Source organism: Cytobacillus dafuensis, from assembly GCF_007995155.1.
GTDB lineage: Bacteria > Bacillota > Bacilli > Bacillales > Cytobacillaceae > Cytobacillus > Cytobacillus dafuensis.
This window is the reverse complement of sequence record NZ_CP042593.1, coordinates 2148070-2163534: the sequence shown is the minus strand read 5'-3', so window position 1 is coordinate 2163534 and position 15465 is coordinate 2148070. Positions and strand designations below refer to the sequence as shown.

12 protein-coding genes are annotated in these 15465 nt (G+C 36.5%); all 12 read right to left on the bottom strand.

Annotated elements, in window-relative coordinates; genetic code table 11:
- Positions 1-45: 45 nt before the first annotated feature.
- Positions 46-1335, bottom strand: a complete 1290-nt coding sequence (gene yfmH, locus FSZ17_RS10225; RefSeq protein WP_057769943.1) for an EF-P 5-aminopentanol modification-associated protein YfmH — start codon at positions 1333-1335, stop codon at positions 46-48.
- The gene (gene yfmF, locus FSZ17_RS10220; protein ID WP_057769941.1) at positions 1336-2613 is read right to left on the bottom strand and encodes an EF-P 5-aminopentanol modification-associated protein YfmF; all 1278 of its coding nucleotides are present in this window, start codon (positions 2611-2613) and stop codon (positions 1336-1338) included.
- 192 nt (positions 2614-2805) lie between these two features.
- Entirely contained in the window at positions 2806-3756 is a 951-nt protein-coding gene (locus FSZ17_RS10215; RefSeq protein WP_407643444.1) for an ABC transporter permease, read from the bottom strand.
- A 9-nt stretch (positions 3757-3765) separates the two neighbouring features.
- Positions 3766-4815 (bottom strand): ABC transporter permease, encoded by a 1050-nt coding sequence (locus FSZ17_RS10210; protein ID WP_057769939.1) that lies wholly within the window; start codon positions 4813-4815, stop codon positions 3766-3768.
- Positions 4808-6343 carry an ABC transporter ATP-binding protein gene (locus FSZ17_RS10205; RefSeq protein ID WP_057769936.1) on the bottom strand — a complete coding sequence of 512 codons (1536 nt, stop codon included), beginning with the start codon at positions 6341-6343 and terminating at the stop codon, positions 4808-4810. Before FSZ17_RS10205 ends, FSZ17_RS10210 begins: the two co-directional genes overlap by 8 nt.
- Positions 6344-6633: 290 nt before the next feature.
- Positions 6634-7740, bottom strand: a complete 1107-nt coding sequence (locus FSZ17_RS10200) for a BMP family lipoprotein (protein WP_057769935.1) — start codon at positions 7738-7740, stop codon at positions 6634-6636.
- 80 nt (positions 7741-7820) lie between these two features.
- Positions 7821-8546, bottom strand: coding sequence for a GntR family transcriptional regulator (locus FSZ17_RS10195; protein ID WP_057769934.1), 726 nt, complete (start codon positions 8544-8546; stop codon positions 7821-7823).
- A 425-nt stretch (positions 8547-8971) separates the two neighbouring features.
- Positions 8972-11311, bottom strand: coding sequence for a DNA translocase FtsK (locus FSZ17_RS10190; RefSeq protein ID WP_057769933.1), 2340 nt, complete (start codon positions 11309-11311; stop codon positions 8972-8974).
- A gap of 164 nt (positions 11312-11475) precedes the next feature.
- A complete protein-coding gene (locus FSZ17_RS10185) occupies positions 11476-11688 on the bottom strand; it encodes a YlzJ-like family protein (protein WP_057769931.1) in 213 nt (70 codons plus the stop codon).
- On the bottom strand, positions 11685-12431 hold the full coding sequence (locus FSZ17_RS10180; RefSeq protein ID WP_057769928.1) for a ClpP family protease: 747 nt from the start codon (positions 12429-12431) through the stop codon (positions 11685-11687). The genes FSZ17_RS10185 and FSZ17_RS10180 overlap by 4 nt, the downstream gene beginning before the upstream one ends.
- A 261-nt stretch (positions 12432-12692) precedes the next feature.
- Positions 12693-14360 carry a ribonuclease J gene (locus tag FSZ17_RS10175; protein ID WP_146846436.1) on the bottom strand — a complete coding sequence of 556 codons (1668 nt, stop codon included), beginning with the start codon at positions 14358-14360 and terminating at the stop codon, positions 12693-12695.
- Positions 14361-14585: 225 nt separating this feature from the next.
- Positions 14586-15452, bottom strand: a complete 867-nt coding sequence (dapA, locus tag FSZ17_RS10170; RefSeq protein WP_057769926.1) for a 4-hydroxy-tetrahydrodipicolinate synthase — start codon at positions 15450-15452, stop codon at positions 14586-14588.
- Between the last annotated feature and the right edge of the window lie 13 nt (positions 15453-15465).

Sequence of the window (15465 nt, the reverse complement as noted above, 5' to 3'; positions counted from 1 at the left end):
TGTATAAGAATAATTTAGAAAATGCAAAGATTTTTTATTTACATTTTATCTTTTAGGCACAACTTGACAAACCGTAAATCTGTCTTCAGATAATAGCTCATTCGCAGCGACTTCAATATCTTCTAACGTAATTCCTTCAAGAGTTGGAACAACATCAAATAAATTCATTTCATTAAAAGCATACCTTGTAAACTGGTTAGCAATGTATTCAGGAGAATTAATGGCGCGAAGGAAAGCACCAATTTTTTTCTTTTTTGTTCTCTCTAAACTTTCATTCGTAATAACACCGTTCTCTTTCCCTTTTAATAAGATACTCTTTAGAGAATCGGCTAATCGATCAGGATCATCTGTGTCTCCACCGACCATCGCAAAACCAAAACCAGCTTCCTGGGTATAATCATACGAGAACGAGTCATCAATTAATCCTTCATTATATAATAAGCTATAATGATCAGAGCTTTTTCCAAACAATATATCTAGCATAACATTTATACAAAGCTCCATCTTCAGCATTTCTTCTCCAGATTGATTAACATTTTTTGCCTTTATACCTACTAAACATTTTGATGTTTGGACATTCATTTGCAGAACTTGTTTTTCCTCTGCAACGACTGTTGGTTCTTCTTCAAAAAGGCGTTTGATTTCTGGTAATTCACTATATTCCTTTTTTCCTTGGTTATCCTTAACAAGATTCATTATTTGATTTGGTTCAATTGGGCCAACGATAAATAATAGCATATTGCTCGGATGATAAAATGTATGGTAGCACTCATAGAGCATATCTTTCGTAATATGGGAAATTGAATCAATCGTCCCGGCAATATCAATTTTCACAGGATGATTTTTATACATATTTTGAATTAATCCAAAATACAGTCTCCAGTCCGGATTGTCGTCATACATTGTGATCTCTTGCCCTATGATTCCTTTTTCCTTCTCAACCGTTTTTTCAGTAAAATATGGCTCTTGAACAAAATCAATTAAAGTTTCAAGATTTTTTTCCACATTTGATGTACTAGAAAATAAATAAGCAGTTCTCGTAAAAGAAGTAAATGCATTGGCAGATGCACCTTGCTTACTAAATTGCTGAAAAACATCACCATCTTCCTTTTCAAAAAGCTTATGCTCTAGAAAGTGGGCGATTCCATCAGGAACCTTCACACTTTCTTCCTTCCCCGGCGGGAGGAAATGATCATCGATCGAACCATATTTTGTTGTAAAGGTCGCATATGTTTTGTTAAAGCCAGCTTTCGGAAGAATATACACATCTAGACCATTTTCAAGCTTTTCATAAAACAATTCTTCCTGTAACTGATCGAAAGTGATTTTTTCCATTTATTTTTCCTCCTTTCCAGTTAAAAAGTAAATGGTATCTAAAGTTACTTTACTTGCAACTGCAACAATTTCGTCCTTTGAAGTGCTATCCATTTTCTCCATCCAATCATTGATGGTAACATCCTTCTTGGAAACAACATTATGATATAGAATTTCAACGATCCCTCTAGCAGTATCAATCGTCTCAAGCAACTGATTTTTTATTACTGCTTTTGTCTGTACAAGTTCATCATCTGTAAAGTCTCCATTTTTCATTGCTTCCATTTGAGCATTGATAATACTAATAGCCTGATCATAATTTTTATTCTCAATGCCAGACATAACCATCATTAATCCTTTATGGCTCTCTAGTCTACTTGAAGCATAGTAGGCAAGACTGGCTTTTTCCCTTACGTTAATAAAAAGCTTAGAATGAGAGAACCCTCCAAATATTCCATTGAATACTTGTAATGCATAATAATCTTCGTCTCCATATACTACATTGGTACGATACCCGATATTAAGTTTTCCTTGCTTAACATCCTGCTCTTCTTTTACTTCATGAACATTGTTTTTTCTACTGTAGTTTAAGTAGCTAATACTTTGTGGCTTACGATCCTCAAACTGCAAAAGCTCATGAGCAAAAGACTCAACTTCCTTTTCATCCACATCCCCGATGACATAAAGGTCCAATTCATCTTGACTTAAAGCATTTTTATAATATTGATACAGATTTTCAGCGGTGATTTGGTCAACTGAATCCTTATCACCATGAACATGAAGAGAATATGGTTCCTCTTCACACATTTCTTGAATTAGACGAAAGTTTGAGTAACGCATTTTATCGTCAAAAACGGACTGAATTCTTTGCTTTAATGTTCTTTTTTCCTTCTCCACCGTCTCTTTTTCAAATGATTCTCCTTGAACATTAGGCTTTGTTAAAATTTCCGCTAAAAACTGAAATGCTTTTTTCAACAGAGCTGAGCTGTCAGCTAAAAACTTTTCGTTTGCAACTTCCATTGAAAAACTGATAATATGATACTCACCTTTTTTTGCTAAATCCACAAAAAGAGTTGCTCCATAAAGCTCATCTAAATACGTTCTAAGCTTTCCAGTAGTTGGATAGCTTTCACTATTGCTTTGTAAGACATAGGGTAATAAGGCTCTAAAGGTTACTGATTCTTTATTTAATGGCGCTTTCATTTTCCAAACAATTGTATTCGTTTTATATTTATCTGTATTAACAATATGGAGCTTATAACCGTTCATTGATTTAACAGATTCTGTTAATAAATCCATTTTTCTATCCTCCCTGCAATTTACGTATTTTTTTAAAGCATATGTAGCATCTTCAAAGGTTATTGTCTACAATCTCCCTTGAATTAATCATATTCTAACTATAACCTGCCCTATTTCTTATTTTCAAGTTGGGAACTGGAATGAAATAACAAAAAAGACCTCTATAATATTTTTAGAGGTCTTTTTTGACTATTACCTATTTCCTTTTATATAAGGAGTACCTAATGCTTTAGGTGCATCTGCACGGCCGATAAATCCTGTTAATGCAAGAATAGTCAGGACATATGGTGCAATCAATAAATAGAAATTCGGAATATTTTCTAAGAATGGTAAGCTTGAACCAATAATACTTAAGCTTTGTGCAAATCCGAAGAACAATGCAGCCCCCATCGCACCTAAAGGATGCCATTTACCGAAGATCATAGCTGCAAGTGCCATAAATCCTTGTCCGCTAATCGTTGCGTGACTGAAATCAGAAGTAATGGATTGAGCATAAACTCCGCCTCCTATTCCGCCAAGTGCACCAGATAGAATAACTGCAATATAACGAATCTTTGTTACATTAATTCCCATTGTGTCAGCTGCCATAGGGTGTTCCCCGACTGCACGCAGCCTTAATCCGAATGGCGTTTTAAAAATAACATACCAAACAATAAAAGCAACAATAATTGCCACAAAGGATGTATAGTACGTGTTTGAAAAGAATATATCCCCAATTACTGGGATATCACTTAAAAAAGGAATATCAACCTTGTGAAAAGATTTTTGTATCGCATCTGTTTGACCTTTTCCATAAATAAATTTGACAAGGAATAAGGACAATCCAAGTGCTAATAAGTTAATAGCTACCCCAGAAACAACCTGATCAGCTCTAAATGTTATAGATGCCACAGCGTGAAGAACAGACAAAAGAGCTCCTACAACCATGGCTGCTAATAATGAAATCCAAGGGGTCAAGTCTCCAAAAGTATCTGCAAAGGTTAAATTAAAAACAATTGCAGTAAAAGCGCCAATAACCATTAACCCTTCCAATCCAATGTTAACAACTCCGGAACGTTCAGAAAAGGTACCACCTAATGCAGTGAAAATAAGTGGTGCAGCCCAAAGCATTGTTGAAGATACGATGATAACTAGAAGATTCATGATGTCCACTTATTTCACCCCCTTTTTCTTGCTGAGTCGTTCGATAAAAATACGGATCATATAGCTTGCTCCAACGAAGAATACGATTAAAGCAATGATAATATCGACAAGCTCATTTGGCACACCTGCTTCAAGTGGCATGTTTAAAGCTCCCACTTTTAAAGAACCAAAAAGCAGTGCAGCTAATACAATTCCGATAGGAGCACTACCACCCAATAGGGCAACAGCTATTCCATCAAATCCAACTCCAGTAAATCCGCCCCTAACCGGTGCATATCCAAAAGTCCCCAAACCTTCCATTGCACCTGCAAGTCCAGCGAATGCACCTGAAATGACCATTGATAAAATAATGTTTTTTCGAACATTCATTCCAGCATATTCAGAAGCATGCTGATTAAATCCAACAGCCTTTAATTCGTAGCCCAATGTTGTTTTTTGAAGAATAAACCACATGATAAATACACAGATGAGCGCAATAACGATTCCCCAATGTAAACGAGAATAATCTGTCAATCCTTCTAGAAAAGGTGATTTTAATGAAGCAGTATCATGAATGTTGGGTGTTCTGTCACTCTTTTCTGATAATACGGTTCTTATAAGATAATTTGATAAATGTAAAGCGACATAGTTTAGCATAATCGTTACGATAACTTCATGGACTCTGAACCTAGCTTTCAAAAAGCCAGGAATAAATGCCCAAAGAGCTCCAGCCGCTGCAGCAGCTAATACAGCTAATGGCAAATGAATGATTTTCGGTAGATCAAAGGCAACACCTACCCATACCGACGCTAACCAGCCAACAATGAGTTGACCTTCTACACCTATATTAAATAGTCCAGTTTTAAATGCAAACCCTACAGCAAGTCCAGCAAGGATATATGGTGTTACCTGTCGAATGGTTTCTCCAGTATAATAAATATCACCAAATGCTCCTTCAAAAAGGGCGCTAAATGCTGCACCAGCATCATAACCCGTTACAAGCATGATAATTGTACCGACAAGCATGCCGAGTACAACAGCAAGAACAGGAACAATGAGATTTTTAAAACGATTAGACATTTGCTTCTTCACCCGCTTCCTTCCGTTGAGAACCAGCCATTAATAACCCTAATTCTTGTTCAGTCGTTTGTTTTGGATCTACAATTGCTACTATCTTACCTTCGTAAATAACAGCAATGCGATCGCTTACATTCATAATCTCATCAAGCTCAAAGGATAAAAGCAATACAGCTTTTCCATGATCACGCTGCTCAATTAGACGTTTATGAATAAATTCAATGGCTCCAACGTCAAGTCCACGAGTTGGCTGTGCCGCAATTAGCAAGTCCGGATCTCGATCAACCTCACGACCAATTATTGCCTTTTGCTGATTCCCACCCGACAATGCTCTTGCTAATGTGAATTCACTAGGAGTTCGAACATCAAATTCTTTAATCAGGCTATTCGCTTTCTTATAAATTTCCTTAAAATTTAAGACACCTTTATTTGAAAATGGCTTTTGATAGTATGTTTGCAAAACCATATTTTCTCCAATTGGAAAATCAAGCACTAGTCCATGCTTATGACGGTCTTGAGGGATATGCCCCACTCCAGATTCTGTTACTTTTCTAGGTGAGTGATTTCGTATATTCTTTCCATTGATCATAATTGAACCGCTTTCAGATCTACGCAGCCCTGTAATTGCTTCTAATAATTCAGTCTGACCGTTTCCATCTACCCCTGCAATACCAACGATTTCTCCAGCCCGAATTTGGAGATCGAGACCATTGATTGCAGACAATCCTCTGGAATCTTTAACATGAAGATCTTTAATATCTAAAACATTTTGTTTTGGATCTGCTGGTATTTTTTCAGTTTTGAAAGTAACTTCTCGTCCAACCATTAAGCTTGCTAGCTCATTTGGATTCGTTTCACTAACATTTACAGTACCAATGCCTACACCTTTACGAATAACCGTTACTCGATCACACACTTCCATAATTTCCTTTAATTTATGCGTAATCAGAATAATGGATTTACCTTCATTAATTAATGTCTTCATGATTTGAATGAGCTCATGTATTTCCTGAGGGGTTAATACAGCAGTTGGTTCATCGAATATTAAAATTTCAGCACCGCGGTAAAGAGTTTTTAGTATTTCTACTCTTTGCTGCATGCCAACAGATATGTCTGAAATTTTTGCTTGTGGATCAACAGCAAGACCATATTTCTCAGAAATTTCACGAACTTTTTTTTCAGCGTTTTTAATATCAATTTTTCCGCCACTCGTTGTTTCTTTTCCTAAAATAATGTTTTCAGTCACTGTAAAAGGCTCAACTAGCATAAAATGCTGATGCACCATTCCGATTCCTAGATCATTAGCAATATTAGGATTCGTAATTTTTACTGGTTCGCCATTAACACGAATTTCACCGTTTTCCGGCTGATATAAACCGAAAAGAACATTCATTAATGTTGATTTGCCCGCACCATTTTCACCTAATAATGCATGAATTTCACCTTTTTTCAGTTGTAGGGTAATGTTATCGTTTGCAACAATCCCCGGAAACTCCTTACGGATATTGAGCATCTCAATTACATATTCCATCTTTTTTCACTCCTAGCTCAAAATAAAAGGAAACATTTAGCAGTAAGATGTCAGACCTTTATGATAATTACAACTTACTCATTTACAAAGTTGTAAGCTTTAAATAAAACGATCTTAATTGCGTGACCCTTATTTCATTATTTAAATAAAATCCTAAGTGAAATGCAGAACAGATTCTACACTTCAATTAAGTTTTTATTTACTAAATTATTGTCACTTGATTTACTGATTTAAAAAAAGGAATAAGGGGCCGGCTTATCAAACCCGCTTATTCCTTTTTTCATTTCTTATTATTCAGCTTTGAAGCTTTTTAGTTCTTCTTTCGTTCCAGGAACAGTGATATCTCCGTTCTTGATCTTTTCTGTCCACTCATTAACAGCCTTTTCAATGTCAGCCTTATTAGCAACTTCTTCATTTAGAGGTGCTAAGCTAACACCATCTTCAGCTAAACCATAAGTCAATGTTTCTCCGCCTGGGAAGTTACCAGCCTTAGATTTTTCTGAAATATCGATTACTGCTGTTTTTACACCCTTCATTGCAGAAGTTAAGATTACATTGTGTTTTTTGCCATCTACTTCAACTACACCTTCAGCAGATTGGTCTGAGTCAACACCGATTGCCCAAATTTCTCTAGATGGGTCTTTTTTCTTAAGATCTTTTGCTTCAGTAAATAATCCATTTCCAGTTCCGCCTGCAGCATGGAAGATTACGTCTATACCAGAAGAATACATTTGTGCAGCAGTTGTTTTACCAAGCTCAGCTTTATCAAATGCACCTGTATATTTAACATTTACTTTAATATCAGGATTTACAGCTTGTACTCCAGCAAGAAAACCACTTTCAAAACGCTCAATAACTGGAATTTCCATTCCGCCAATGAAACCAATTTGGTTTGTTTTTGTTGCTTTTGCTGCTGCAACACCAGCTAGGAATGAAGCTTCCTGCTCTTTGAACATAATACTAACAACGTTTGGCTGATCTACAACACCATCGATGATACCGAATTGAGTATCTTTTTGCTGACCAGCAATTGTATTAATATCTTCTTCCATTAGGAAACCAACACCAAATACTAAATTAAAGCCTTCGCGTGAAAGTTTGTTTAAGTTAGTAGCATAGTCAGCATCAGATTTAGATTGAAGATAATCAAAGCCGCCTTTTCCCTTTTCCATTCCATTGTTCTCACCAAACTCTTTAATACCTTCCCATGCAGATTGGTTAAATGATTTATCATCTACTCCACCTACATCTGTAACCATGGCAACAGAAAACTTACTTTCTTTGTCTCCTCCGTTAGCCGTGCCTTCTTCTTTCTCTTCGCCCTTTCCACAAGCCCCTAAAATCGTTCCAGCAGCAAGTACAAGTGACAGTGCTAAACCAAATTTACGCTTTTTCAAGGTATGTACCCCCTAAGTTTTTTATCATGTTTAGTAGAAATCCTTTAAGAGTCGTTTTTGTCCAATTTCCATGAACTATTTTATATTCTTTTTCTTAAGACATGGAAGCTGAACTTATCAGCTCTAAAGTAGTTGACCGAGTAAAGAATGGGCTCATCCGTTTCGTCGAAATGCATTTGCTTTAATACAAGCAATGCAGTTTCAGGATCGCATTCCAGAATAGGGGAAACTTTTTCATGGTAGCCAAGTGGCACAATTTGGGTAATAGCATAGGTAATTTTTCGATTCGCTTTAACTTCAAGGATATCGAATATTGATTCCTGTTCTCTAGAAAATGTATCAGCTAGAATTCGATTTGGAATTTTATCGATACAATAAACAACAGGCTCACCATTTGCTGTTCTTACCCTTTCAATTACTACAATTTCCTCATCCGTGGAGCATGAAAAACGGCGGATATCCTCTTCGGTCGGACCCATTGTTGCTGAGCTCAAGAAAATGGTCCCAGGCTTCATACCTGCTTGTAATATCATGTCAGTAACACTATTTAGTTGCTCGATTCCTGATGTAAATAAGGGCTTAGCATTTACAAATGTTCCAACACCATGGCGGCGAATGATAACGTTTTCTTCTTCAAGAATACGAAGAGCCTCTCTAAGTGTTGCTCTGCTTACTCCTAGCTGTTTAGCAAGATCAAATTCAGAAGGGAGTTTCTCTTTTTCTTTATAAACACCTTTCTCTATATCTTGCTTTAAACGATCGATCACTTGTAAATATAAATGTCGGTTATCTGACTTTATTGACATGCAGGTTCCTCCAACCATTTTTCTCAAAGACATCAGACCTCTGATGTTCAATCATTCCTACTAATCGAAAATACTATACCATTTTTCACTCAATAATGAAATAGTATTTATCGAAAAGTACCAAAAACGTAAGAAGAAAACGATAATAATTTGAATCCTTATACCCATTCATTTTTATTCCTAAATTCATCCTGATCCAGGATTCTTCATTATTTTCATCATACCCTTAATAATAAGTTGGAAAAACTCGGCATTCGCCAAGTCCGTTTTGGCGAATGCCTTAGTTTTTCTTATGCGATCTTGTTAGCAGATATTTAATTGAACACACACTTTACTTTAGTACGCTAATAAACTTAAATATTCCTATTAGCAAAAAATTAAAGACCCATCCTAGGACGGGTCCAAAGAATAAATATTCATCAAAATTAAGAGCTTGCTTCTTCAGAAGGCTTTCCTAATAAAACAGCTCTTGGCTTGCTTCCTTCATAAGGGCCAACAATTCCCCTTGCCTCCATTTCGTCAATCAGCCTTGCTGCTCTCGTATAACCAATTCTAAATCTACGCTGAAGCATGGAAACAGATGCCGTTTGCATTTCCAAAATGAGTTCTACCGCTTCATCGTAAAGATCGTCATCCACTTCAGTCATCGTTTCCGGAATATCATCAGGAATCATTTCTTCTTGATATTGTGCTTTTTGCTGATCGATAACAAAATTTACGATCTCTTCAACTTCCTCATCTGACAAAAATGCACCTTGAATCCGAACAGGTTTGGACGCACCGACTGGGAGAAATAACATATCCCCTCTTCCGAGTAATTTTTCTGCTCCTCCCATGTCTAGAATGGTTCTAGAATCAGTTGCAGAAGATACAGCAAAGGCAATTCGAGATGGAATATTTGCTTTAATGACTCCAGTAATTACGTCTACAGACGGACGCTGTGTGGCGATGATTAAATGAATTCCAGCAGCACGAGCCATTTGTGCTAATCTAGTAATAGCGTCTTCCACATCTGAGGATGCTACCATCATTAAATCAGCTAACTCATCTACGATTACGACAATAAAAGGCAATAATGGCTGCTGACCATCCTCTGTTTCATTATGCCTTTTCACATATTCATTATAGCCTTCAATATTTCTAGTTCCAGTATGAGAGAATAATTCATATCGTCTTTCCATTTCATTTACAACTTTTTTTAATGCTTGTGAGGCTTTTTTAGGATCAGTCACTACAGGTGCTAATAAATGAGGGACACCATTATAAACATTTAATTCAACCATTTTTGGATCAATCATCATTAATTTGACCTCATGTGGCTTAGCCCTCATTAAAATACTTGTGATAATGCCGTTAATACATACACTTTTCCCACTTCCTGTCGCACCAGCAACAAGTAGATGCGGCATTTTATTTAATTCTGCAAGTACAGAATCACCTGTAATATCACGTCCAAGTCCTATCAATAATTTCGAGTCAGGTTTTTCATACTGCGTCGCTTCAATGACTTCCCTTAAAGAAACCATTGCTACCTCTGAATTTGGAACTTCAATCCCGATAGCTGATTTTCCAGGAATCGGAGCCTCGATACGAATATCCTTTGCCGCTAGTGCTAATGCTAGGTCATCATGTAAACTGACAATTTTACTAACCTTTACCCCAACATCAGGGTGGACCTCATATTTGGTAACGGCAGGTCCAAGATGGACCTGAGTTACCCTTGCTTTTACACCAAAACTATGAAAAGTTCTTTCTAACTTAGCTGCATTAGCATGAATCAATTCATATTCTCCACTTTGGTCTGTTTGCCGCGGAAGCTTCAATAAACTAACAGGTGGCAATTCATAATCCATGTTTTCAATTTCTGTAAATGTTATTGGGGGCTCTGAATCAGATTCCACTTCCGTTTTCTTTGCTTCTTTCGTTCGATTTATAGCCTCTCCTGGACTCGATTCATGGTAAGCTTTTTCAGCAAAACTAGAAATGATCGGCTCACGTTTATGTTCTTCCATTTCTTCACTAGCTCTATTTATTTTTATGACAGGTTCAGTTTGCTTATCTTCCACTTCATTAATTCGATTTTCTTCAATGCGGGCTTGTCTAGCAGATTTTTTTTCCTTTTTATTTCCTTTCCAATCTTTTAAATCATTTTTAAAACCATTCCATTGCCTTTTACAAAAATTCCAAGTAGCACTTAGTATTTTACCTAAAGCCTCACCAAATGTTTTTCCAGTTAATAGGATGAATCCTATTATAATGAGAACCATTGAAATAATTTTTGTTCCCGCTTCATCAAATAAATAATAAAACAATGCAAACAAAACGGCCCCGATCATCCCGCCGCCTAAATCCTTTGTACTTGTTTCCCCATTTACTTCCATCCAGAACAGCTCCCATGTGTTTGCAATCACACTTGGATCTTGAAATTTCCCTCCATTAGACAGCAATTGAAAGAGTGTTACATGGCTAAGAAGTAGTAATGAACTTACAATAAGATATATCCCAATTAATTTTGTGCTAAGAAAAAAGGGTACCGTTCTTTTCCACATTAAATAGACCGCAAAAACAACTACACCTACTAAGCCTAACATATACCATTCTCCCAAGAAAAAACGGAAGAAAAATACTGCGGCTTTTCCAACTGCACCTAGCTCTGCCATTGCAATAGCAGCAAAAGCAATGAGCGCGAGCCCAAGTAATTCATACTTTATTGTCGACTTAATATTCTCTTTTTTCCTAGATTGTCTTCTCTTTTTTTTGGCCATTTAATCACCTGTTATTATCTGCTTATTCCCATCTTAAACAAAAGATGTACGAAACATGCATTTGAATTTGTAGTAGTTAGAATAATTGTTAACGAAAGAATAAAGCAGCCATATTTTGGCTGCCTAGAAGTTATGTCTATTATAACACATTGCACGTATCACTGTTATGATAATGTAATTTTTGCACCAGGAAAACATGTTGCACTCATGTAGTGGACTGGATTACTACTCATCACGCGAATGACCGTACAGGTTTGCCCCTCATCCATTTGTACTAATAGTGGAATTCCGTTATAAGTTATCAGCTTTTGTCTATCAAATTCAACTGGTTCAGGTTGGTAAATCAGCTCTTGTGGCATCATAGTGTAAAGAATCATTGGACAATCCCTTCATTCTTCTTATTAATTTCTATCAGTTCATTTAACTTTTTCATGGCTGGACCTATTCCACCAACACTATCAATTAAGCCAAATTCTACAGCATCTTTGCCAACTACATTTGTTCCAATATCTCTTGTTAGATTTCCTTTAGCAAACATTAATTCTTTAAAAACTTCTTCAGTAATATTAGAGTTCTTTGTGACGAAATTAATAACCCGTTCCTGCATTTTATCTAAGTATTCAAATGTTTGAGGAACTCCAATGACTAGTCCAGTTAGCCTTATAGGATGTATAGTCATTGTTGCAGTTTCTGCGATAAAGGAATAGTTACAGGAAACAGCGATTGGAACACCAATCGAGTGCCCTCCCCCTAATACAATCGAAACGGTTGGTTTTGATAAAGATGAAAGCATTTCCGAAATCGCTAAGCCTGCCTCTACATCACCACCTACTGTATTTAATATAACTAATAACCCTTCTATATTTGGGTTTTGTTCGATTGCAACAATTTGTGGAATTAAATGCTCATATTTCGTCGTTTTATTTTGAGGAGGCAGCTGAAGATGTCCTTCTATTTGGCCAACAATTGTTAAACAGTGTATTTTCGAATCCTGAGAAAGCTGTGGGACATTCGTTTGACCAAGCTGCTGAATCTTTTCAATTAGACCTGATGATTGCCCTTCTTTTGGCTTCTCCTGCTCTTCATTCTCAGATCCGTTTTGTCTTAAATCATCATTCATTGCTGGATGCTCCCTTCAAGCCATATTTACTTAAATAGGCAATTAATATTATTTACGGGCAGATATTTCCCAATTTGATCACGCTTATATCGCGACGTCAAAAATATCTAAACCATAAAAAGCCATATAAATTTAGTATGAGACTTCTAGAGCATTTTCATTCGGAAAGTCATTTTATAAAGAAATGCGCAAGCTAACTTCAGTAAAAATTATCTAAAAAAAAATAGAACAGCTATTAGCTGTTCCATTTTTTGAGCAATTTTATACTTCCATTATGATTGGGAGTATCATTGGTCTACGCTTAGTTTTATCAAATAAATATTGATTCAAATCATCTCTCATATCCTGCTTAATACAAGACCAATCAAATGACTCTCTATTAATACTGCTTTCCACAATTTCACGAACTCTTCTCGTTGCCTCCACAAGAAGTTCTTCTGATTCTCTAACATATACAAAGCCTCTTGAAATTATTTCAGGCCCTGCTGATATTTTCTTTTCTTTTTTACTCAATGTTACTACAACAAGCAGTATTCCATCTTGTGAAAGAAGCTTCCTATCCCTTAAAACAATATTACCTACATCCCCTACACCACTGCCATCGATAAGGATATTTCCAGAAGGAATTCGGCCTGCTGGACGTAACCTTCCATCCTTAATTTCTGCAACTTCTCCTTTTTCAGGAATGAATATTTGCTCAGCAGATAAACCACATTCTTTTGCTATCTTTGCATGAGCTTTTAGCATTCGAAATTCTCCATGAACCGGTATAAAGAATTTTGGATTCATTAAATTAATCATAAATTTTAGCTCTTCTTGGCTTCCATGACTTGATGTATTAAAAGTACCTTTTCCAGAAATAACAGACGCACCTGCTCGATACAGCATATCAATCGTCTTAAAAATAAGAACCTCACTGCCTCTTAGAGGTGTTCCAGCTAATATTACCGTATCCCCGTTCTTAATATTTACTTGTTTATGTGTCTGCTTAGCCATTTTTTGTAAAACTTCAATTGGTTCACCTTGCAATCCAGTCGTCAATATAACGATTTCATCATCAGGATATTGATTCATTTCAGTGATTGGGATAATTAAATCTTCAGGCACATGCAAGTAACCTAGCTGAAGAGCTATGTCATATGCAGTTTGTGTAAATTTCCCTACCACAGCTACCTTTCTGCGACTTTTATAGGCAGCATCAAAAATATGCTGGATTCTTATTAAATCAGATGCAAATGACGCGGCAATTATTCTTCCCGTTGCATGACAAAATGCATCTGTGACTTGACTCACTACTTTGGCTTCAGATTGAGTATATCCTGGCTTTTCCGCTTCAGTACTATCAGATAATAAACAGAGAACACCTTCTTCTCCAATTCGAGCCATCTTGCCTATTTCAGGTTTATAATACGACGTTGCTGCTTGATCAAATTTAAAATCACCTGTGTATACGATAATTCCTTCAGAAGTATGTATACAAACACCAACACTATCAGGAATACTATGAGTCGTATAAAAAAAAGACACGTCTGCTGATTGAAATGAAATAATTGAATCGGATTGAACTTCTATTAAATTTGCTTGCCCTTTAAATTCTTGCTCCTTCATTTTTGCTTTTACTAAAGCAAGTGTTAATTTCGTTCCATAAACTGGAACATGAAGTTCTCTTAAAATATAGGATAAGGCTCCAATATGATCTTCATGACCATGTGTCAAAAAGATTCCTTTTACCTTATCTTTATTTTGAGTAAGATACGTGAAATCAGGTATCACGATATCAATTCCGAACATTTCATTTTCTGGGATCATAAGTCCTGCATCTAATACGAATATGTCCCCATCTACTTCCACAAGGTACATATTTTTGCCGAACTCTCCCACTCCTCCTAGTGCCATTAACTTAATGCTTTCGTTCTTTCTATTGTTCAATTTTAATTTCCTCCTACATTCAGTTGGGCCGACCATAGATCAGTTACCAATATTATACTTGAAGGAAGAAAATTATGACAAGAAGAAAAGCGGAAACGCCTTCGGAACAATCAAAGTACAGATTGTTCCTGCGATGATTAATCATAGTAGCTTTCCTTAGTGTTCACCCCCGGCACGGAAAAGCCAATCAGTCATAAAACTGATTGGCTCTATTGGATTCTTTTTCTAGTTTAGAAGTGCTGATAAAGTTTTTCTTTCATCCTCTGTTAACGGAACTAATGGTAAACGGACAGAACCAACATCGAATCCTTTAAGTTGAAGAGCCGTTTTTATTGGTGCTGGATTAGGTGCGGCGAAAAGGCCTTCCATGATTGGTAAAAGCTTCTGATGGAGCTTTGCAGCTTTATCTGTTTGACCTTCCATAAATAACTGAACCATTTCCTGAAGCTCATTTCCTATTACATGAGAAGCAACAGAAACCACACCTTTTCCACCTATTGCCATAACCGGAATCGTTAATCCATCATCACCGCTGTATAAAAGGAAGTGATCATCCGTTCCTGCGATAATTTTTGCCATTGCATTTAAGTCGCCGCTTGCTTCTTTGACAGCGACAATATTGGAAATGTTTGAAAGACGAATGATCGTCTCTGGGGCAATATTAACTGCAGTCCTCCCAGGAATATTATAAATCATTATTGGCAGGTTGGTATTTTCAGCAATTTCTTTAAAGTGCTGATAAAGCCCTTCTTGATTTGGCTTATTGTAATAAGGTGCAACTACCATAATAGCGTCAACACCAATTTGTTCTGCCTTTTTCGTTAATTCAATTGAAGCGTATGTGTCATTGCCACCAGTTCCTGCTATAACTGGAATTCTATTGTCAACTACTTTCACAACATGCTTGAATAAAGCCAATTTTTCCTCTTTCGATAATGTAGGAGATTCACCAGTTGTTCCTGCAACAACAAGGGACTCAGTTCCGTTTTCAAGTAAATAATTTATTAGCTGTGTTGTTTTTGGAAAATCAATATGTCCCTTTTTATCAAATGGCGTAACCATCGCAGTTGAAATCCGGCCAAATTGAATCATTACTACACTCCCT

Coding starts and splice junctions, on each gene's coding strand:
- yfmH (WP_057769943.1), bottom strand. CDS start 1,335: ATGGAAAAAATCACTTTCGATCAGTTACAGGAAGAATTGTTTTATGAA.
- yfmF (WP_057769941.1), bottom strand. CDS start 2,613: ATGGATTTATTAACAGAATCTGTTAAATCAATGAACGGTTATAAGCTC.
- FSZ17_RS10215 (WP_407643444.1), bottom strand. CDS start 3,756: ATGAATCTTCTAGTTATCATCGTATCTTCAACAATGCTTTGGGCTGCA.
- FSZ17_RS10210 (WP_057769939.1), bottom strand. CDS start 4,815: ATGTCTAATCGTTTTAAAAATCTCATTGTTCCTGTTCTTGCTGTTGTA.
- FSZ17_RS10205 (WP_057769936.1), bottom strand. CDS start 6,343: ATGGAATATGTAATTGAGATGCTCAATATCCGTAAGGAGTTTCCGGGG.
- FSZ17_RS10195 (WP_057769934.1), bottom strand. CDS start 8,546: ATGTCAATAAAGTCAGATAACCGACATTTATATTTACAAGTGATCGAT.
- FSZ17_RS10190 (WP_057769933.1), bottom strand. CDS start 11,311: ATGGCCAAAAAAAAGAGAAGACAATCTAGGAAAAAAGAGAATATTAAG.
- FSZ17_RS10185 (WP_057769931.1), bottom strand. CDS start 11,688: ATGATTCTTTACACTATGATGCCACAAGAGCTGATTTACCAACCTGAA.
- FSZ17_RS10180 (WP_057769928.1), bottom strand. CDS start 12,431: ATGAATGATGATTTAAGACAAAACGGATCTGAGAATGAAGAGCAGGAG.
- dapA (WP_057769926.1), bottom strand. CDS start 15,452: ATGATTCAATTTGGCCGGATTTCAACTGCGATGGTTACGCCATTTGAT.